This window comes from Streptomyces zagrosensis (genome assembly GCF_014203645.1).
GTDB classification, from domain to species: Bacteria; Actinomycetota; Actinomycetes; order Streptomycetales; family Streptomycetaceae; genus Streptomyces; species Streptomyces zagrosensis.
Map to the genome: position 1 here is coordinate 61,805 of NZ_JACHJL010000020.1, position 16,990 is coordinate 78,794.

At 65.2% G+C, this 16,990-nt stretch carries 11 protein-coding genes and 1 pseudogene; 6 read left to right on the plus strand and 6 right to left on the minus strand.

All coding sequences use genetic code 11. The annotated features are described in order from the left end of the window. Positions 1 to 1,476 precede the first annotated feature (1,476 nt). The 3 genes from FHS42_RS29110 (at position 1,477) to FHS42_RS29120 (ending at position 4,486) form a co-directional block, all read left to right on the plus strand. The gene (locus FHS42_RS29110; protein WP_184577402.1) at positions 1,477 to 2,733 is read left to right on the plus strand and encodes a phosphatidylserine decarboxylase family protein; all 1,257 of its coding nucleotides are present in this window, start codon (positions 1,477 to 1,479) and stop codon (positions 2,731 to 2,733) included. A gap of 219 nt (positions 2,734 to 2,952) precedes the next feature. Then, positions 2,953 to 4,125: an ADP-ribosyltransferase domain-containing protein gene (locus FHS42_RS29115; RefSeq protein ID WP_184577405.1), complete on the plus strand. Its 1,173-nt coding sequence runs from the start codon at positions 2,953 to 2,955 to the stop codon at positions 4,123 to 4,125. Beyond that, complete coding sequence (locus FHS42_RS29120; protein ID WP_184577408.1) at positions 4,118 to 4,486, plus strand: DUF6508 domain-containing protein; 369 nt, start codon at positions 4,118 to 4,120, stop codon at positions 4,484 to 4,486. Before FHS42_RS29115 ends, FHS42_RS29120 begins: the two co-directional genes overlap by 8 nt. Positions 4,487 to 4,896: 410 nt before the next feature. Here the strand turns inward: FHS42_RS29120 and FHS42_RS29125 are convergent, their stop codons facing one another. Beyond that, the gene (locus FHS42_RS29125; protein ID WP_184577411.1) at positions 4,897 to 5,232 is read right to left on the minus strand and encodes a hypothetical protein; all 336 of its coding nucleotides are present in this window, start codon (positions 5,230 to 5,232) and stop codon (positions 4,897 to 4,899) included. 973 nt (positions 5,233 to 6,205) lie between these two features. On the opposite strand from FHS42_RS29125, the gene FHS42_RS29130 reads away from it, so the two are divergent. The 3 genes from FHS42_RS29130 (at position 6,206) to FHS42_RS29140 (ending at position 10,536) form a co-directional block, all read left to right on the plus strand. Next, positions 6,206 to 7,276, plus strand: coding sequence for an agmatine deiminase family protein (locus FHS42_RS29130; protein WP_184577414.1), 1,071 nt, complete (start codon positions 6,206 to 6,208; stop codon positions 7,274 to 7,276). After that, positions 7,273 to 8,643, plus strand: a complete 1,371-nt coding sequence (locus FHS42_RS29135; RefSeq protein ID WP_184577417.1) for a M20/M25/M40 family metallo-hydrolase — start codon at positions 7,273 to 7,275, stop codon at positions 8,641 to 8,643. Before FHS42_RS29130 ends, FHS42_RS29135 begins: the two co-directional genes overlap by 4 nt. A gap of 159 nt (positions 8,644 to 8,802) precedes the next feature. Next, complete coding sequence (locus FHS42_RS29140; protein ID WP_184577420.1) at positions 8,803 to 10,536, plus strand: amidase; 1,734 nt, start codon at positions 8,803 to 8,805, stop codon at positions 10,534 to 10,536. A 199-nt stretch (positions 10,537 to 10,735) separates the two neighbouring features. Here FHS42_RS29140 and FHS42_RS38775 read toward each other — a convergent pair whose 3' ends face one another. The 5 genes and pseudogenes from FHS42_RS38775 to FHS42_RS29155 form a co-directional block, all read right to left on the minus strand. Continuing rightward, positions 10,736 to 11,203: a group II intron maturase-specific domain-containing protein gene (locus tag FHS42_RS38775; protein WP_312867084.1), complete on the minus strand. Its 468-nt coding sequence runs from the start codon at positions 11,201 to 11,203 to the stop codon at positions 10,736 to 10,738. Positions 11,204 to 11,297: 94 nt separating this feature from the next. Next, positions 11,298 to 11,885: a reverse transcriptase domain-containing protein gene (locus tag FHS42_RS38780; RefSeq protein WP_312867085.1), complete on the minus strand. Its 588-nt coding sequence runs from the start codon at positions 11,883 to 11,885 to the stop codon at positions 11,298 to 11,300. Next, complete coding sequence (locus FHS42_RS38785) at positions 11,878 to 12,201, minus strand: hypothetical protein (RefSeq protein WP_312867086.1); 324 nt, start codon at positions 12,199 to 12,201, stop codon at positions 11,878 to 11,880. The genes FHS42_RS38780 and FHS42_RS38785 overlap by 8 nt, the downstream gene beginning before the upstream one ends. Positions 12,202 to 12,801: 600 nt before the next feature. Beyond that, positions 12,802 to 14,056, minus strand: a pseudogene (locus tag FHS42_RS29150) (IS110 family RNA-guided transposase). Positions 14,057 to 14,184: 128 nt separating this feature from the next. Further along, complete coding sequence (locus tag FHS42_RS29155; RefSeq protein WP_184577423.1) at positions 14,185 to 15,999, minus strand: reverse transcriptase/maturase family protein; 1,815 nt, start codon at positions 15,997 to 15,999, stop codon at positions 14,185 to 14,187. Positions 16,000 to 16,990 lie beyond the last annotated feature (991 nt).

Genomic DNA, 16,990 nt, shown 5'->3' on the forward strand with positions numbered 1-16,990 from the left:
CCCCGACCCGCCGCCGCGCCGACGCGGACCGGGCCGTGAGCCGGCCGCGGTGCGCGGTGCTGCGGCCACCACCTCGGCGGTGGGGCCGTCTTCGGGTGGGCGCGATCCGGGCACCCCGCGCGAGGCGCGCACCCGATATGTCCTTGATGCCCGATATGGGCCCGGTCGGGGGCTGGCCGGCGCGTCCGCCGAGGCCCCACGCGGTGGATGGACCCGCGGGCGGGCGCGAGCCGCAGAACGAGGCGGATGGCTGCGGTGCGGCGTATCGCACCACCGAACAGGGCACGTCCCACGTGCGTATCCCCTGGGCCCTTCATACGGCCAAGACGAATGGGAAGCACTGGTCAGGTCCCTCCTCCCGGCACATCGGTCGATCCGGAGGGGGCCGGGAAAGCGCCTTCCATCAACCCGCGGACAACTGCGTGCCGTTTAACTGTGCCGAGGGCCTTGACATAGGCACAAGGGAAGAGGGAGGGCCGAAAAAACGTGCGGAGCACCGACCGTTGGGCAGCATTTCGTCGGTGATCCCGTGGGTTTCGCCGTCCCGGAGTGCCCGTTTCACGCCCGAACCCAAACGGCAAGGCCACAAGCGGCCAGCAGCCCTCCCTGCCGTGAAAAGTGATTTAGAACATGCCGTTTGAAAGTTTATCAACCGCTTTCACTTGGCATAGTCGGCCGCGTCCGCTCCGACCGGGTCATGCGTCTGCCTAAGCTGCCTCGCGTCCACAACCAGCAGGGCGGACGGCGTCGTCATCAGCCCTGGAGGGCTCGCAATTCCCCCGGGATCAGCCAGCCGCGCACGGGGTCTCGCATCTCATCAGCCCCTCGAAGTCGGGCGCAGCAGGCCGGGGGCTGGCAGGCCGCCGAGACCGAGTGAGGCGACGTGCTTGCGTAGCGCTTCGACTTCCCAGGCCGTCCGCTGACAACGCCCGCCTGGTGTCGCCGGGCGAGGCGGACGAGCGGCGAGGGGCCGGGAAGAGCGGTATGCGGCAGATGCCTCGCGGACGGCCAGGCGATTGAAGGCGACCTGTTCGTAGGCTCGATGGACTTCGTAACGACGCGGCCGGTCTTGGCAGTTTTTGGTTAGCGCAGCACACCACTGGTCGCCGAGATTTCGGGCGTTACTCCATCCGAGTGAGCGCCTTGGCGAATGCACAGGGTGACTGGCGCCAGCTGGTGGCAACTGACGATGGCCGCCGCCGAGCGTGTGCACCAACGGCTCGGACGGGGCCGCAGGGTGACCCAATGACGCAGAGTGCTGGCTGCTAGCGCTCTACTGGCGAGTGCGCTCTGTCGTCCTACCGCCCCAGCGGACGAGCGTTCGTGCCCGCCGACACCGGTGGCTACGGTGAAAGCAGCAGGGCTTGCCCGCACGCCGCGCTCCACCGGACGCTGGCCGGGACCGTGGCCCACGGTCGTTATGAAGGCGCGAAATCCGTTCGGGCGAGACGAGACATCCACAGGTGAGGGAAAATCATGGAACTCTACTCCACCGTGCGCGAGGGCGGCTGGCTTCCGTCGGATCAAGGCTTTCTGCGGGACTGGTTGGACGAACGCATCGCGAGGATCGAGGAGGACGCCCGACTGGGCAAGACGGTGGACCTCAAACCCTCCGTCGCCGCCCTTCGTGACCTGATCGGCAAAGACCCGAAGATCCACATGCTCTTCAACGACATGCTGTGGCAGTTGTCCCACCGCGAGACACCGACCGGCTCGCCACAGGTCAAAACGGTGGACCAACTGCTCCTGCTGTTCAACGATGCCATCCAGAGCGCTCCCGAGTTCAACAAATCCGGACTTGTCGGCTTCCCGATCAACGCCATCCTCAACTGGGCGATGGGCACCCAGGCCGGCTTCGCCGCATTCCTCAACAGCGACGTCAACAAGGCCCTCAAGGACATGCTCAACGAGTGGAGCGTGTACCTGGCGAGCCCCGAGTCGGCCTACGTGCTCGACACGAAGAAGAACCACTGGTTCAGCAAGGAAGCCCTCGACGCTATGCCCGACTTCGCGAAAACCTTCGTGTGCGACCCCAAGGCCGAACACTACGGCTTCAAGTCGTGGGACGGCTTCTTCACGCGCGAGCTTCAGGACGGCGTACGCCCCGTCGCCACGGATTCGAAGACGGTCACGAGCGCTGCCGAGTCCGTCCCCTACCGGCTGTCGCGCAACGTCCAGTTGCGGGACACGTTCTGGCTCAAGGGCCAGCCGTACGCCCTTGCGTACCTGCTCGACTCCGCGAACAAGGGCACGGCCGAACCGAAGCCCGAAGACTTCGTCGGAGGCACCGTTTACCAGGCGTTCCTCAGCGCCCTCAACTACCACCGGTGGCACAGCCCCGTCGACGGCAAGATCAAGGCCGTCCGCAACATCCCCGGCACGTACTACTCCCAGACGCCCGCCGCCCTGTGTGACGTCGCCGCCCCCGACCTGTCGCAGGGGTACATAGCCCACCTCGCCGCCCGCGCGGTGGTTTACATCGAGGCCACGCAACCGGCTGTCGGCCTGATGGCGTTTATCGCCATCGGGATGGCCGAGGTCTCCTCCTGCGAGGTGACCGCGAAGGTTGGCGAGGATGTCAAACGCGGCGACCCGCTCGGTACGTTCCACTACGGCGGCTCCACCCACTGTCTGGTCTTCAAACCAGGTGTCAACCTGAAGTTCGTTCCCACGGAGTTCCCCGGGAAATCCAACGTCCTCGTCAACGCCCCACTCGCGAAACTGGAGACGTGACCCGCCCCTGACGGCTCGCCTCGGCCCGGCTATCGGGCCACGGGTACGCGGTTCCCGCCGCTGGAATCGCTCGCGCGAGTCCTAAACGTCCTCGGGGGAGGGGGTTGAAGGTCTCCCCGACCAACCCTCTGCGGTTTGGCGACCATGACGCCCTCATCGCCGTGGGTTTCCTTCCCATGGCGCACTTCCAGCAGATTAAGGCGGGATTCAACTATGACTGTGGCTAAAATTGACAGCTTCCAGGTCGACCGTCGCGGTACGGATAAACCTACCGTCAGATTCCTGTGGGGGGACCTGACGAAAATGGCAGCAGCTGATGCGGTCGATATCCTCGTCGTGTCCTGCCTGCCCGACGACTACGCCGCGTCACCCGGGACCCTCGTCGATGCGCTCGATAAGGCGGGCATCTCTCTCAAACAGCTGGCAGAGGACAAGGCCAAGGATTATAGGCCCCAGTTGCCCTGTTGGATCTCGAAACCAGTGAAGGGCGGCCCCGGGACCCAGTTCAAGCGAATCTTGGTCTTCGAGCCGAAGGAGCCAGTCGCCGAGGCGGTCGCCTCTGTCCCTGCGATATTTCAGGCGCTGGCGTGCTTCTACTCCAATGAAGTGGTACGCGTCGCCACGCCGTTGGTGTGCACCGGATACCGCAAGGCGGAACCGAAGGTGGCACTATCGGAACTCGCCTGGGCGGCGGCCCGCTACGCATCATCGAACACCACAAAGGTTACCGCTGTGAACATCGTGACGTTGACCGAGAAACTCGGCAAGCAACTGGTCCCCACGTTCAGGGACATCAAGGGCAGATACGGCCACGTGTTCCTTCTGGACCTGCCTGGCGAATACGACACGTTCGTCGACCAAGCGAAAGAGAAGATCGACCATAAGGAACTGCCGACCGGGTTGACCTACCGTCAGGCATTGGCGGTCTGCATTTACACGACCGACTACTACAAAGCGATCAATTCCGTTCTGTACAAGAAGAAACCGACCGATCCGGAGTACCGCGAGATGTTGCCGCTGATCGAGGCCATCGACTCGGGCTTGTGGAACATGAAGCGTTATCCCGGCAAAACCTACCGTGGTGACAAGATGAGTTCAGAGCGTCTCGGCAAGCACCAGGTGGGCGCGAAGATCGCCAACCGCGCCTATACGAGCACGAGTAGGCTCCGCTCTGTAGCCGAAAAATTCGCCAAGAACGCCTTTCTCGACATCGACGGCCGAACCGGTGTCGAGGTGTGGGACTACTCGGTATTCCCCGCAGAAGAGGAAGTGCTGTTCCAGCGCGACTTCACCTACCAGGTGGCTACCCGCGAGGAAGACCCCAAAGCCTTCTGGAACTTCACCGTTCACGAGATCCTTACCAACTGGTGCGGAGGGTCGCGCAATGCCTGAGCTGACACAAGAATCGGCCCGCGAGATCATCGCCCTCTACCGACCCGCGCCGAGGGCCGCCACGGCCGCCCCGCCGCCCCTGGGCATGACTCCCATCGAGTACTTCGCCGTCATGGCCTCGGCTCGCGGCCTGGCCGAGCAGGGCTTCGACTGGGCGAACTGGGGCCCGTACCAGGACGGCCGAATCTCCGATCCGGCGTTCATCGCCTCGGCCGACACCGAAACACTTCGCCGGATCACCACCGCGCACCTGCGCATCGACCGCTTCGTCGGCGGTCACCTCGAACAGATCGAGAGGGAGGGTGTTCTCGATGCGGTCGTCGATCGTCTCCAGACGTTGGTAGACCATGGCGAGCTCTGAGGCGCATACGACGCGAGCGCCGATTGACCCTGAACCCCTTCTCTCGCGCCTGCCTCGCGCTCCTCTCCAAATAGCGGACCGTGCACGCCAACGACCGCCTGGCGCCACTCGGACAGTTGCCTGGCGAGCACCGGGCAGCGTGATGGAAAACGTATGACAGGCGGGCGATGAAGATGAGGTGCTGACGGAGACGGCTTACTCGGTCGGCGGGATCTACCCGCCTGGTCCTCACCGAGCAGGGAGGGCCACATCACACTCGCGGGTTACCCTCCAGAAGCCGGTTCGCGGTGCCCTCACGACAGGCGCACATCCCGACGTTATACCTGGTTCTGGCCTGTTCACGCTCCGCCCACCCGCTTCTCCGTGAACCGCACCGAGCAGAGGAAGCGGGCATGGCCAGCAACGCGTTTTCACGACACAGGCTGGCAGCCGGTGGCGACGAGAGTCTTCATGTCGCTGCTCGGATAGACGTCGTCGCAGAGGAACCCCACCTGGCGCGGCCGGGAGTCGAGAACGACCTCGGTCTTCGGGTTTTTGCTGTCCCCCCAGTCCACGCCGCAGTAGCTTCCGGTGATGTGGAGTGCATCCTGGACACGAGCGTCCACGTGTAGGACGTCGCAGTAGTAGCTGTAGTAGCTGTACTCGGACGCGTACGCAGCAGGCGCGCTGAGGGTGAGGGCAGCCACTGAGGTGATAGCACAGGTGGCGAGGGCAACTGCGAGGCGGGTGACTGGGCGGTTCTTCATGTTCTTCTCCATCTGTCGCGAGGGGGGTCTCGGGAGCAGCGTTCGCGCTGGGGCCGCCCGAGGGGACAGCTGACTCCCACCATCAGGCTTTGTAACTGTCGCCCGACAGAAAGCCGATGCCATCTCTCTTGTCCGCCCATGCACGGCAATCTCACGTCCAGGGCCGACATCACCTCTTCAGAGGAACGGCGCGGCCTATGAGGCGCCCTTGATGCGTGCGGAAGGGGCGACCTCGGCCAGGCGAGTGGTAATCCAGCGGGCTGGGCAGACGGGGGAAGCTGAAAAGTGGCGGGCGGCGCCCTCACCGAGGCAAGGGACAGTACGGGCTGGCTGCGAGTGAGTTCGCGTGCCAGGCTCGGTCCGAACGGCGCCGTAACTCGTTCCGGCTGACGTCGGGCACCTTGGGCCATGGCCCTCGCTCGCCGGCAACTCGCTGCTCTGCTCGGCGCCCTTCCCTCAGCGACAGGTTCGCGGTGCTCGCGCCGAGTGTGTGACGCCTGACCGGCGAGGGTGGATCTCAGGCTCTGCGCGGGTGGGCAGCACCAGGAAGTCCGCGCCCGCGAGCGCGGTGGTCCGGACCTTGTGGGCCTGTCGCCAGGCGAGGCATCCGCGGTGGAGCGAGGCGCCGCTGACGGAACACGTGCGAGGGAATCGACGCGCAGCCAGCGAAGAGGGTTGCGGAACACTGAGGGAAAGCCGCGCAGGAAGTGTCTCTTTCATTCCCATGCGGTGATCACCGCAGTGGTGCGTGCTTGTCGGCTTCACCCGAACGGACCAGAACTGGTGACGTGTCATGCGCCGATGAGCGGGACTCCTACGATGGGAGTAGGGGGCGTCGGGGGCGGACACAACGAAGATTCCAGGTTCGGCGATTCTCCCGGCCACTCCTTCCACGTCGGTGTGAAAGACCGCCCGCATGAGGCTGCCCGCTGAGAGCCGCCCGCCTGGTGTCACCGAGCGGGACGGAGAAGCGATGAGTACCCGGAAGAGCAGGACGTGGCGGATGCCCGCCGAGACCGAGACCCAGGCGCGTACCTGGCTGGCGTGGCCCGCTCAGTGGTACCCACCCGATGCGGACCCGGACGAGGCGAGGGCGGCTTGGGCCGCCGTGGCCAATGCGATCCTGCATCACGGTGGCCAGCCCGTCACGATCCTGGTGACGAAGGACGAGGAGAAACAGGCGAAGATACGGGTCCCCGACGCGACACTGGTGGTGATCCAGCACGACGACGGCTGGGTTCGGGACAGCGGGCCGACCTTCGTTGTCGATGCCACTGGTCAGCGGTTGGGCGCGGTCGACTGGGTGTTCAACGCCTGGGGGGCCCAGCCCTGGACCAGGTGGGCCTGGGATGCCCGGGTGGCGACAGCGATCGCGAACCAGGTCCAGGCTGAGATCCTCCCTTCGGAGCTGGTGACAGAAGGGGGCGACATCCACACCGACGGGCAGGGGACGTTCCTGGTCACCGAGACGGTGAAGCTGGACCCCTTCCGGAACCTGGGCTGGACACGGGAGCGCGTGGAAGAGGCATTCGAGCGCGTTTTCGGCGAGTGCAAGCTGATCTGGCTGTCCCGCGGCCTGACCGCCGACTACGGGCCCTACGGCACGCGTGGACACATCGACCTCGTAGCGACCTTCGCCGGGCCGGGGCGAGTTCTCGTCCACAGCCAGGAGAGCAGCGATCACCCTGACCATGAGGTGTCGGAACGTGTCGTGAAGCTCCTGAGCGACAGCACCGATGCTCAGGGGGAGCCACTGACGGTGACCAGGGTGCCGGCGCCCAAGCAAGTACGCGACGAGTCCGGCGAGTGGCTCGACTGGAGTTACATCAACCATGTGGTCTGTAACCAGGCCATCATCGCGTGCAACTTCGGCGACGACCACGACGAACGTGCGAACGACATCCTTCGTGACGCCTACCAGCGGGACGTCTTCCCGATCGACGCCAGGCCCCTGTTCGCACGCGGCGGGGGCGCCCACTGCATCACCCAGCAGCAACCACGGCTGCCGTGGCCCGCCCCTGGTTCCAAGGAGCAGGAAACATGACTACTAGCGATGACCTGGCCGACAAGATCGGTCAGTTGAGCGACGGTACGGTCGCGGATCTGATGGATTTCATCAAGATCCGGTCGGTCTACGACGAGAAGGACCTGCAACCGGTGAAGGACGCCGCGAACTGGTGCCAGAAGAAGCTGACGGACGCGGGCGTCAAACCCGAACATGTCGAGCAGAAGTGCATCGGCGACCCCGCCAAGAACGCGCCGTTGGTCTATGCCACGTGCGGGCCCGACGACGTCCCCATAGGCACGCCCACGGTGCTGCTGTACGCCCACTACGACGTGGTGGAGGACGGCGGGTGGGAAGAGGCATGGAACCCGAAGCTCGTTGACGACAAGAAGCGTGTGCAGGGTCGGGGAGCGGCTGACGACAAGTCGGGGGTCATGATGCACCTTGGTGCGCTCCGTGCCCTCAAGGGCAAGCCACCGGTCTCCCTGAAGATCGTCCTGGAGGGCGAGGAGGAGTCCGGCGACACCCTCGAAGGGTACGTGCGCAAGAACAAGGATCTGTTCAAGGCAGACGTCATCATCATCGCCGACACCGGCAACTACAAGCTCGGCGAACCGACCTTCACAACCAGCCTGCGCGGCGTGGTGGCCGTGGATGTCACTCTGAGCACGCTGAAAAAGCCCAAGCACAGCGGCGTGTACGGAGGCCCGCCACCGGACGCCTTCATGGCGCTGACGCGCATCCTCACGGCCCTCCTCGACGACAAGGGCGATGTCGCGATACCGGACCTGGTGCGCGACCACTGGAGCGGCAAGGAACCTGACGAAACCGCCTTCCGCACCGAGGTGGGCATCCTGCCGCAGGTGAATCTCATCGGCAGCGACACGCTCGGCAGCCGGCTCTACGTCCGACCAGCCGTCAACGTCACCGGGCTGAGCGGCCCGCAACCGTACTCCAAACCCGTCAACCAACTCACCGATACGGCAAGGGCCCGGGTGAGCTTGCGCATCGCTCCGTCGCAGAATCCGGAGGACGCCATCGCGAAACTGGAGCGGTTCATCGAGCAGCCCGAGCTGAATCCCTGGAACGCCGAGGTCACTGTCGAGAAGGCAGACTCCGGTGCGGGATTCCAGGCGGACACCACCCAGCCCGGTTACACGGTGGCCAAGAAAGCCATGAAGAAGGCATATCCCGGCAAGGAGACCGTGTACATCGGAGACGGGGGCGCGATCCCGCTGGTCACCGAGCTCCAGCAGATCAACCCCAAGGCAACGGTGCTCCTGATCGGCTGCGAGGAGCCGCTGTGCAACATCCACTCCTCACCCGAGAGCGTCGACATCGACGAACTGGCGGCCATGACCCTCGCCGAGTGCTCCCTGCTACGGCTCCTGGCCCCGAAACAGTGACCCGCCCCTGACCGGTCCTCGGGCCGGCCGCAGGCCAGGAACACACGGCCCCGCGACGGCGGACTGCTCGCCAAGCCGCTCGTGAGCCGCCCGCGAACCCCTCGCGGACCGCCCGGAAACCATCCGATCGTCTCGCGCCCCTGGCAGGGAGGTCACCCCATGACATCCACCGAATCCTTCGACGTGGTCGAGGCAACGATCAGTGGGCTCCGAACCGCCCTGGAAGAGGGGCGTACCACCGCCGCCTCGCTGGTACGTGCCTACCAGGAGCGCATCACGACCTACGACTCGACGAGCACACCCACAGCCCTGAACGCCCTCGTGGTCCCCAACCCTCTGGCACTGTCGGAGGCGGAGGCCGCTGACGCGCGCCGCTCAGCCGGGCACACGCTGGGTCCGTTGGACGGAATCCCGTACACCGCCAAGGACAGCTACTTGGTGCGCGGGCTCACCGCCGCCGCCGGATCACCGGCGTTCGCGGGGTTGGTGGCCCAACGCGACGCGTTCACCATCGCACGCCTGCGCGCCGGCGGCGCGATCTGCTTGGGGCTGACCAACATGCCACCCATGGCCAACGGTGGCATGCAGCGCGGCCTCTACGGACGTGCGGAGAGCCCTTACGACGCCCGTTACCTCACGGCGCCCTTCGGCTCCGGCTCCTCCAACGGCTCGGGCACCGCGACCGCGGCGAGCTTCTGCGCGTTCGGCCTGGGCGAGGAAACCTGGTCCAGCGGGCGCGGTCCGGCCTCCAACAACGGTCTCTGCGCCTACACCCCCTCGCGCGGGGTCATCTCGGTGCGCGGGAACTGGCCCCTGGTGCCCAGCATGGACGTGGTGGTACCGCACACCCGCACCATGGCCGACCTCCTCGAAGTCCTCGATGTCGTGGTCGCCGACGACACTGATGCGCGCGGGGACTTCTGGCGCGTCCAACCGTGGGTGCCCATCCCACCGGCCAGCGCCGTGCGTCCCGAGTCCTACCTGACGCTAGCGCCCAAGGACGCCGACGAGGCGCGTGCCATCTTGCGCGGCACCACGGTGGGTGTGCCGCGCATGTACATCAACGCTGATCCGCAAGCGGGTACAGGCACGGCAGTGGGTATGGGCGGGCCCATGGGGCGCCGCATCTTCACTCCCGCCTCCGTGCTGGATCTGTGGGCCGCGGCCCGCGCCGACCTGACGGCCGCGGGGGCCACCGTGGTGGAGGTCGACTTCCCGGCGGTGACCAACTACGAGGGCGACCGCCGGGGAGCCCCCACCATCGCCGACCGCGGCCTGGTGCCGGCCGAATACCTGCACACCGAGGTGGCTGAGCTCGCGGCCTGGGCGTGGGAGGACTTTGTCGCGGCCAACGACGACCCGAGGCTGAACACCATCGTCGACGTGGATGGGACTCGCATCTTTCCGCACCCGCCGGGCACACTGCCCGACCGTTACGACCACATGGACGACCGCATCGCCGACTATCCGCAACTGGCCCGCGAGGTACGAGGGAAGCCCTTCACACACCTCCCGTTCGTCGCCGAAGGCGTCAAAGGGCTGGAACTCACGGGCCGTGTGGACATGGAGTACTGGATGGCGGGGCTGGGTCTGAACGCGGTGGTCTTCCCGGCGGTGGCCGACGTCGGAGCCGCGGACATGGACGGCAACCCTCGCACCGCCGATCACGGCTGGGCCAACGGTGTGTGGGTGGCCAACGGCAACCTCGTACCTCGCCACCTCGGGGTACCCACGGTGACCGTGCCCATAGGCACCATGGCGGACCTCGCCATGCCGATGGGGCTCACCTTCGCCGGGCCCGCCTACTCCGACTCCTCCCTGCTGCGTCTGGCCGCGGCCTTCGAGGCAACCGGACAGCGACGTACCGAACCACCCCGCACGCCGCGGCTGTAGGGGCTTTCGGCACCGCTTACAGGTCTTTCCGCCGAGCGGTGCCGTGACGTGGGCCCCCGATAGCGTAGATGTAGTCGGGGGGCCTGTTGAGTCGGCACGGAGCGCGGTGCTGGTGTTGCCACCGGTCCGTTTCTCCGTGCCGCTCGCCGAACCCGGCGTACCCGTCTCCGAGTACCGGGCTCTCCACGAACTCTGTCGTTCAGGCGTGGTTGAGATGGGTCCAGGGGTTGGGGATCGTGTTGCCTCGGTAGCGGTAGCGGGTGACCGCCACTGCCTGGAGGTCGAACAGTTCGGTCCCATCTGCCGAGAGCTTGTGCCACCGGCCGGTGTGGTCGGTGAAGCGTCGGCGGACGTCCTTCCACTGCCAGCGGTGCAGTGCCATCCACCAACTGATCATCCGGTGCCATGTGAAGCTGGCCAGGGAGGTCAGGGTGGCTTTGCAGACCGCGTGCTTGAAGTAGTTGGCCCAGCCGCGCATGATCTGGTTGAGCCTGATCAGCACGTCCCTGGGGTTCTGCTGCGACGTTCTGTTCGTCAGGGCACGGATCTTGTCCTTCAGCTGCCGGATGGGCCGGTCAGCGATGAAGGTGTAGACGTGCCACTTGTCCGTTCCTCGCTTGCGGCGCCACTGGATGCGGAGCCCCAAGAAGTCGAACCCTTCCGACATGTGCACCACCTGAGTCTTTGCCTGTGAGAGACGAAGGCCAAGGGGTTGCAGCACGTCGGCGATGTCCTCGCGAAGCGCTTCAACGTCGTCGCGTTCACCGTCGGTCAGGACGACGAAAGTCGTCCGCGTAGCGGACGACTCGACAGTTCGGACTTCCAGTAGCACGGCGTCGCCTGCGCAGGTGGCTGGTGACCATCTCCCCGCCCGGTTCCCCGGGCCGCGTCAGGTGCTCGTCGAGCGCCGACAGGGCAATGTTCGCCAGGAGTGGGGAGAGGATGCCGCCCTGCGGGGTGCCGGTGAGCGTGTCCTCGCGGTTGTTGTCCTCGGTGCGGACGCCGGCCTTGAGGAACGCCTTGACCAGCCGCAGCACGCGCTTGTCCTTGACCCGGTGTCGCACTCGGTCCATCAGGGCCGTGTGGTCGATCGAGTCGAAGCACGCCTCGATGTCCGCGTCCAGGACCCAGCGGTAGCCGTGGGTGCCGTGGAAGTGGATCTCGGCAATCGCGTCGTGCGCCCGCCGCAGGGGCCGGAAGCCGTAGGAGACCGGCTTGAAGTCGGCCTCGAGAATCGGCTCCAGCACCAGCTTGAGGGCCGCCTGGACCACCCGGTCGGCGATGGTCGGGATGCCGAGCTTGCGCACCTTTCCACTGCCACCGGGCTTGGGAATCTTGCGTTCACGCACTGGCAGCGGGCGGAAGCCACCCGATTTGAGTACGTGCCGGAGATCCTCCAAGAACCCTTGAGGGCCACTCACGCTCGATGTTGACGGCGGTGACGCCGTCCACCCCGGGCGTTTTGGCCCCCTTGTTTCCCGCGACCCGTTCGAACGCCACCAGGAGCGTCGCCGGATCGCACACGAGGTTGAACAGATCGTCGAACCTGCGGCCCTGATCGGCCGCCGCCCAACGGTGAAGTTTGGCCTGCATCCCCGATACCCGCTGGTGAGACCCCATCGGGGCCTCCGGGGCACCGCTGTTCAGCGGTGCTTCTTTCAGCATTGCAGCCTCCTCTCTTCTCGATTCCGCTGCCGCCCTTCCCCATGTGCCGGGCTTTCCCCGGCTCGGAGTACTACGGCGGCTCCGTCCCGTCCCGGCCCGCTCGGCCGACGATGGGCCCAGCCTGCGATAACGCTGGAGGCGTTGTCCCAGGTCAGGACCGGAACGGTTCCCGTGTTCACGTGTTGTTCGATCGACGGAGGAGGAGCCCGGCTATACCCCCGCGGCATCGCCACGACTACCCCGCAGCACTTCGTCGTGGCCTCCCCGGGAGACACATAGCAACCGCCCGGGAAGTTCCCTGCCTCCAAGGAGGCAGAAACGCACCGCATCCAGCCCAGATCCGCCAGGTTCGAGCTGGTGACGAGTAAGGAGGCGTCAACGCCGGTTCCTCGCGTACTCCTTTCCGTCTTGCTTGCCGGACCCGCACCATCTGGCAGTGCTGATACGTCCCGGCTTTGTCAGGGCCGCTTGCCGCCCTCCCCGGCACCTCCCGGGTCGGGCTGCCCTCAGCTTCGACCGCCCTGCTGCGACAGGGCGGCGGTGGCGTCCTGTCACCGCCACTCGAACAACTCGCGCCTCACGGCGCACCTATGTGTTTCGTCAAGGTGTCTGAGTTCGGTTTTGGCTGGTTTGGCTTGATGGGGTCATGCGGCGAGTTGGACGTCCTTGAGGGGGGCGGGGTTGGTAGAAGGTGCCGTCGCGGAGGATGGCGAACAGGACGTTGATGCGTTGGCGGGCCAGGCGGAGGAGGGCTTGGGTGTGGATTTTGTCGCGGGCTCGCTGGCGGTCGTAGTAAGTGCGGGAGGCTGGATCGGCGTTCATGCAGGTGAAGGCGGACAGGAACATGGCGCGTTTGAGTTGCCGGTTGCCGCTTCGGGGTGCGTGTTCGCCGTGGATCGAGGTCCCGGAGGATTTCGTCGTCCGGCGTAGGAGGCGAGGTGGGCGGCGGTGGGGAAGCTGGTGCCGTCGCCGACGGTGACCAGCAGGACGGCGGCGGTCCTGACGCCGACGCCGGGCATCGAGGGTGAGGACCGGGGAAAGAGGGTGGGCCTCCAGCAGGGCGTTGAATCTGCGCTTCCATCGCCCGGCGCTGGGTGTGGACCGCGGCGAGCGAGGCGGCCAGGGAGGGCACGACGATGTCGAAGGTGCCGGTGCCCGGGACGACGACGGTTTGCTCGTCGAGCGCGTCGAAGACGTCGTCGATGAGTCGGGCTGCCATGCGGGGGGCTGTCGGGCGGATGAGCTCGACGAGCCTGCGGCGGCCGGCCTTGCGCAGGGCGGACGGGGAGCCGTAGCGCTCCAGCAGCCAGGTGACGGCCTGGTGGTCCAGGCGGGGGCCCACAACGCGCTCCAGTGACGGGTGGAACTGGGTGAGCAGGCCGCGTATCCGGTTGGAGGTGCGGGTGGCCTCGGCGGCGAGGTCCTGGTCGAAGCCGACCAGGACGGTGAGTTCGTCGGTGATCTCGTCGGTGAGGTGCAGCGAGCGCGGGGTGTGCGGCATGGTGCGGGCTGCGTCCGCGATGACCGCAGCGTCCTTCGCGTCGGTCTTGGCCTCGCCCGGGTACAGGTCGGCGATCCGCCGCATCGCGAGTCCGGGCAGGTAGGCGACCTTGCAGCCCGCTTCCCGGGCGACCGTGAGCGGGAGGGCTCCGATGGATGCGGGCTGGTCCACGATCACCAGTACGGTGCCGAACTTCGCGGCCAGTTTATTGAACACGGCCCGCAGTTTCAGCTCGCTGTTGGGCAGTTGCCTGTCGAAGACCTTCTTGCCGGCCGGGGTGAGTCCGTGGCCGTGGTGGGCACTCTTACCGACGTCCAGGCCGAGGAACACGCCTACGTTTTCGGTGTTGAACATCGCACCCTTCCAGCGCAGTCGAACGTGCCGGCCTCGGCGGTGGTGTCGTAGTGAAGTAGGCCGCCGGCGAGGTGCCCGTGGTGCGGGTCCTTTTCCGACGGCCCCTTCCCGAACGACGCGTGCGGCTTTCACCGCACGTCGCTCTCCAGAGTTCGTTTCCGGGTGGAGGAAGTAGCCCGACCAGCGTGGATGTCATGGTGGCAGGTCTGGCAGACAATGAGCGTCTTGCGTTTCTTGCTCGCCATGAGAGTCACCCACGAAGGACGGTCCGGCCGTCCAGGCCGTTTCAGATCAGCCATTTTCCGGATGTGATGGACGTGCAGATTCGATTTCTCCCCACACATCTCACACTCGCCAACCAGCAGCCGCTGCAAGAGTTCATTGCCGCGAGTACGATTGGTGGCTGGTGCTCGGTCCCTGATCTCGGCTGTGCGTTTACGCTTGAGTGGTATCCCACCGAAGGTGGCGATCAGTGGTTTCCTTCCTTTGTCACGTGGAACAGTGACTTGCAAGCACCAGCGCGGACCGTCCGGGGTCTCAATGGCCCCATGAAATCTACGGGCCATCTTGCGGACGGTTGACTTGTGCTTGTTCGCGAGGGTCTTGAGCATCGATGTCTCCATGACCCATCGCAAAACACCCAGACGGTGAACGTTCTGAGCGAGAAGGTAGTACTGCACCAAACCTCGGTACTCCGCCTGGTACTTCACCACGATTGAGTAATCACTGTCGTGGATTAGCCCCCCGCGGGATTCTGGTTTCCCGCGCTTCATGTAGATCGCACACTTCTGCCGGATGACTTGCTGCGGCACATAGAGTCCCATCACGCCGTTGGCTGCACGGCGCCCTCCGGATATCTTCGTGTCACTGCGTTGAGCCCTTACTGAGTAACCGAGAAAGCTCGCCGCCTGGGTGGCAGCGTGCGTGATGAGGGTCTTGGACTCGGACAGCTCCAACTTGAGCTCTTCCCGCAGGAAGATCCGAATCCTTTCCTTCACCTGCTCGGCCTCGCTCTTGGGCCCGGCGAAACCGAGAAGCCAGTCGTCGGCGTACCTCACATACCGGAGACGCCGATAGCCCGGATCGTTCAGGTCGAGGCTTGGCCTGCTCCGTTGCTCCTGCCGCAGCATCAGCACGGTTTCGGTGTCACCCCGCTTTCTAGCCCTGGCGATCTGGGTGGCCACTCGCTGGTACTCGGGGTGACGCCGTCGCGTATCACCTCGGTTGTATTCCGGCAGCAGACACTGTTCAACGAATCGGTCGAGCCGGTCCAGATAGATGTTGGACAGGATCGGTGAAGCCACTCCACCCTGCGGGGCACCGCTGAGCGTAGAGTTCCACCGCCAGTCCTCCAAATATCCAGCCTTTAGCATCCTGCTGATCAACTGCAAGAATCGACCGTCGGGGATCTTCTCCGAAAGGATGCTGAGCATCATCTCGTGATCCAGACTGCCGAAACAGTCGGAGATGTCACCCTCGATGAACCAATGCGTGCCCTTCCAGGTCTCCGCCACGTCACGTAATGCCGTATGGCATCCTCGCCCGGGACGGAACCCGTGAGAACGGTCAGAAAACTGGACGTCGTAATACGCCTCCAATAGAAGGCGCACTACTTCGGCAACCAGCTTGTCAGACCAGATGGGCAGTCCCAGCGGGCGCTTCTTGCATGACCCTTTCTTCTCGATGTAGACCCGCTTTACTGGCGCCCACCGATACGATTCCGAGCGCAGGACTCCGATGATCGAGTCGATCTTTGCCAGTGACATTCCATCCGCAGTCTCCCCGTTGACCCCAGGCGTCATTGCGCCTGCATTGGACTGGATTCGCCCGTAGGCCATGAGGAACAGGCTCGAATTGAACAGCTGCCGATAGACCCTCTCCAGCGGCAGACCACGTCTGCCGCGCTCCCGAATGACATGTAAGACCGTTTCAGCGTTCTGCATTACGCATGCCTCCCGGCCGCAATGTCCTGATCTCCTGTGCTCCTTTGCCCTGTGGACGGACTTCCCGTCCCCCTTGGCAGGTCGTTACTCCTGCGACTACTACGAGCACTCCGTCGCCTTAGGACTCGCCTCCCGTAGGCGATCCCGTGGTGCGTCTTCGTTGTACGTATCGAGCTCGACGTAGGCCGCCCACTCATCTCCTTGACCACCCTCGCTGGGAGGCGCTCCTCGTCCCGGAGGTTGCCTTGCCAACGCGAGCCAAAGGCGGGCAGGACGAGATGTCGGTGACAGGCGTCGTTCCGACGGCAGTGGTAGACGCCGCTGGAGATTGGGCTTCAGGCAATCCAGCTTTGGCCATATCGAACGAGTCTCGCGGGGCAGTGTCCTGGACGCCTCCAGACGGCCCCCGCTTCCCTGGCATGCTGTTGTCCCCTCGCGCTTTCGCGTCCAGGTAAGCCAGGCGACTCAAGAACATCCCTCCAAGTTCTTCCCGACTGCGTCGGGGATACAACAAAGCGCCGCACGGCGCACCGCGCGCATCCACGTTATGCAGACCTGCCGCCCGCGAACCGTCCGGCATTGCGCCGGACCGGACGGTGGCCGGACCTCTCATCAGCGACTTTGACGGCACCTCCCAGGTCATGCCTTCTCATGCCTTCGACAGGGGGACACAGTCATGCCGGGCCCGGAGGCTAGCGGCCCCATTGCAGGACCACGAAAAACATAACGGGCGGACTGGCCAACTAAAGGCGAGCGATCTACTAATCAGCTAGCGGAAGAGATAGCTAACCGCTCCGGCCCGGCCAGGGGCCAGGGGTGGCTACGATGCGAAACGTCCTGCCCCGACAGCTGCGATGCCGGGGGCAGGAAGTGGTCACGGGAGCTACCCAAGCCAGACGACTGGTGAGGACAGACAGGCGGCGCAGGGGCCGGTTCACCCAGTAGGTGAGGGAGAGCTGGCCGACGGAGGCGTGACGGACGTCCTCGCCCT

Excerpts from the sequence above, each read along its gene's own strand:
- FHS42_RS29130 (WP_184577414.1), top strand. The coding sequence starts at position 6,206 with ATGAGTACCCGGAAGAGCAGGACGTGGCGGATGCCCGCCGAGACCGAG.
- FHS42_RS29140 (WP_184577420.1), top strand. The coding sequence starts at position 8,803 with ATGACATCCACCGAATCCTTCGACGTGGTCGAGGCAACGATCAGTGGG.
- FHS42_RS29135 (WP_184577417.1), top strand. The coding sequence starts at position 7,273 with ATGACTACTAGCGATGACCTGGCCGACAAGATCGGTCAGTTGAGCGAC.
- FHS42_RS29125 (WP_184577411.1), bottom strand. The coding sequence starts at position 5,232 with ATGAAGAACCGCCCAGTCACCCGCCTCGCAGTTGCCCTCGCCACCTGT.
- FHS42_RS38775 (WP_312867084.1), bottom strand. The coding sequence starts at position 11,203 with ATGTCGGAAGGGTTCGACTTCTTGGGGCTCCGCATCCAGTGGCGCCGC.
- FHS42_RS29120 (WP_184577408.1), top strand. The coding sequence starts at position 4,118 with ATGCCTGAGCTGACACAAGAATCGGCCCGCGAGATCATCGCCCTCTAC.
- FHS42_RS29110 (WP_184577402.1), top strand. The coding sequence starts at position 1,477 with ATGGAACTCTACTCCACCGTGCGCGAGGGCGGCTGGCTTCCGTCGGAT.
- FHS42_RS29155 (WP_184577423.1), bottom strand. The coding sequence starts at position 15,999 with ATGCAGAACGCTGAAACGGTCTTACATGTCATTCGGGAGCGCGGCAGA.
- FHS42_RS38785 (WP_312867086.1), bottom strand. The coding sequence starts at position 12,201 with ATGCTGAAAGAAGCACCGCTGAACAGCGGTGCCCCGGAGGCCCCGATG.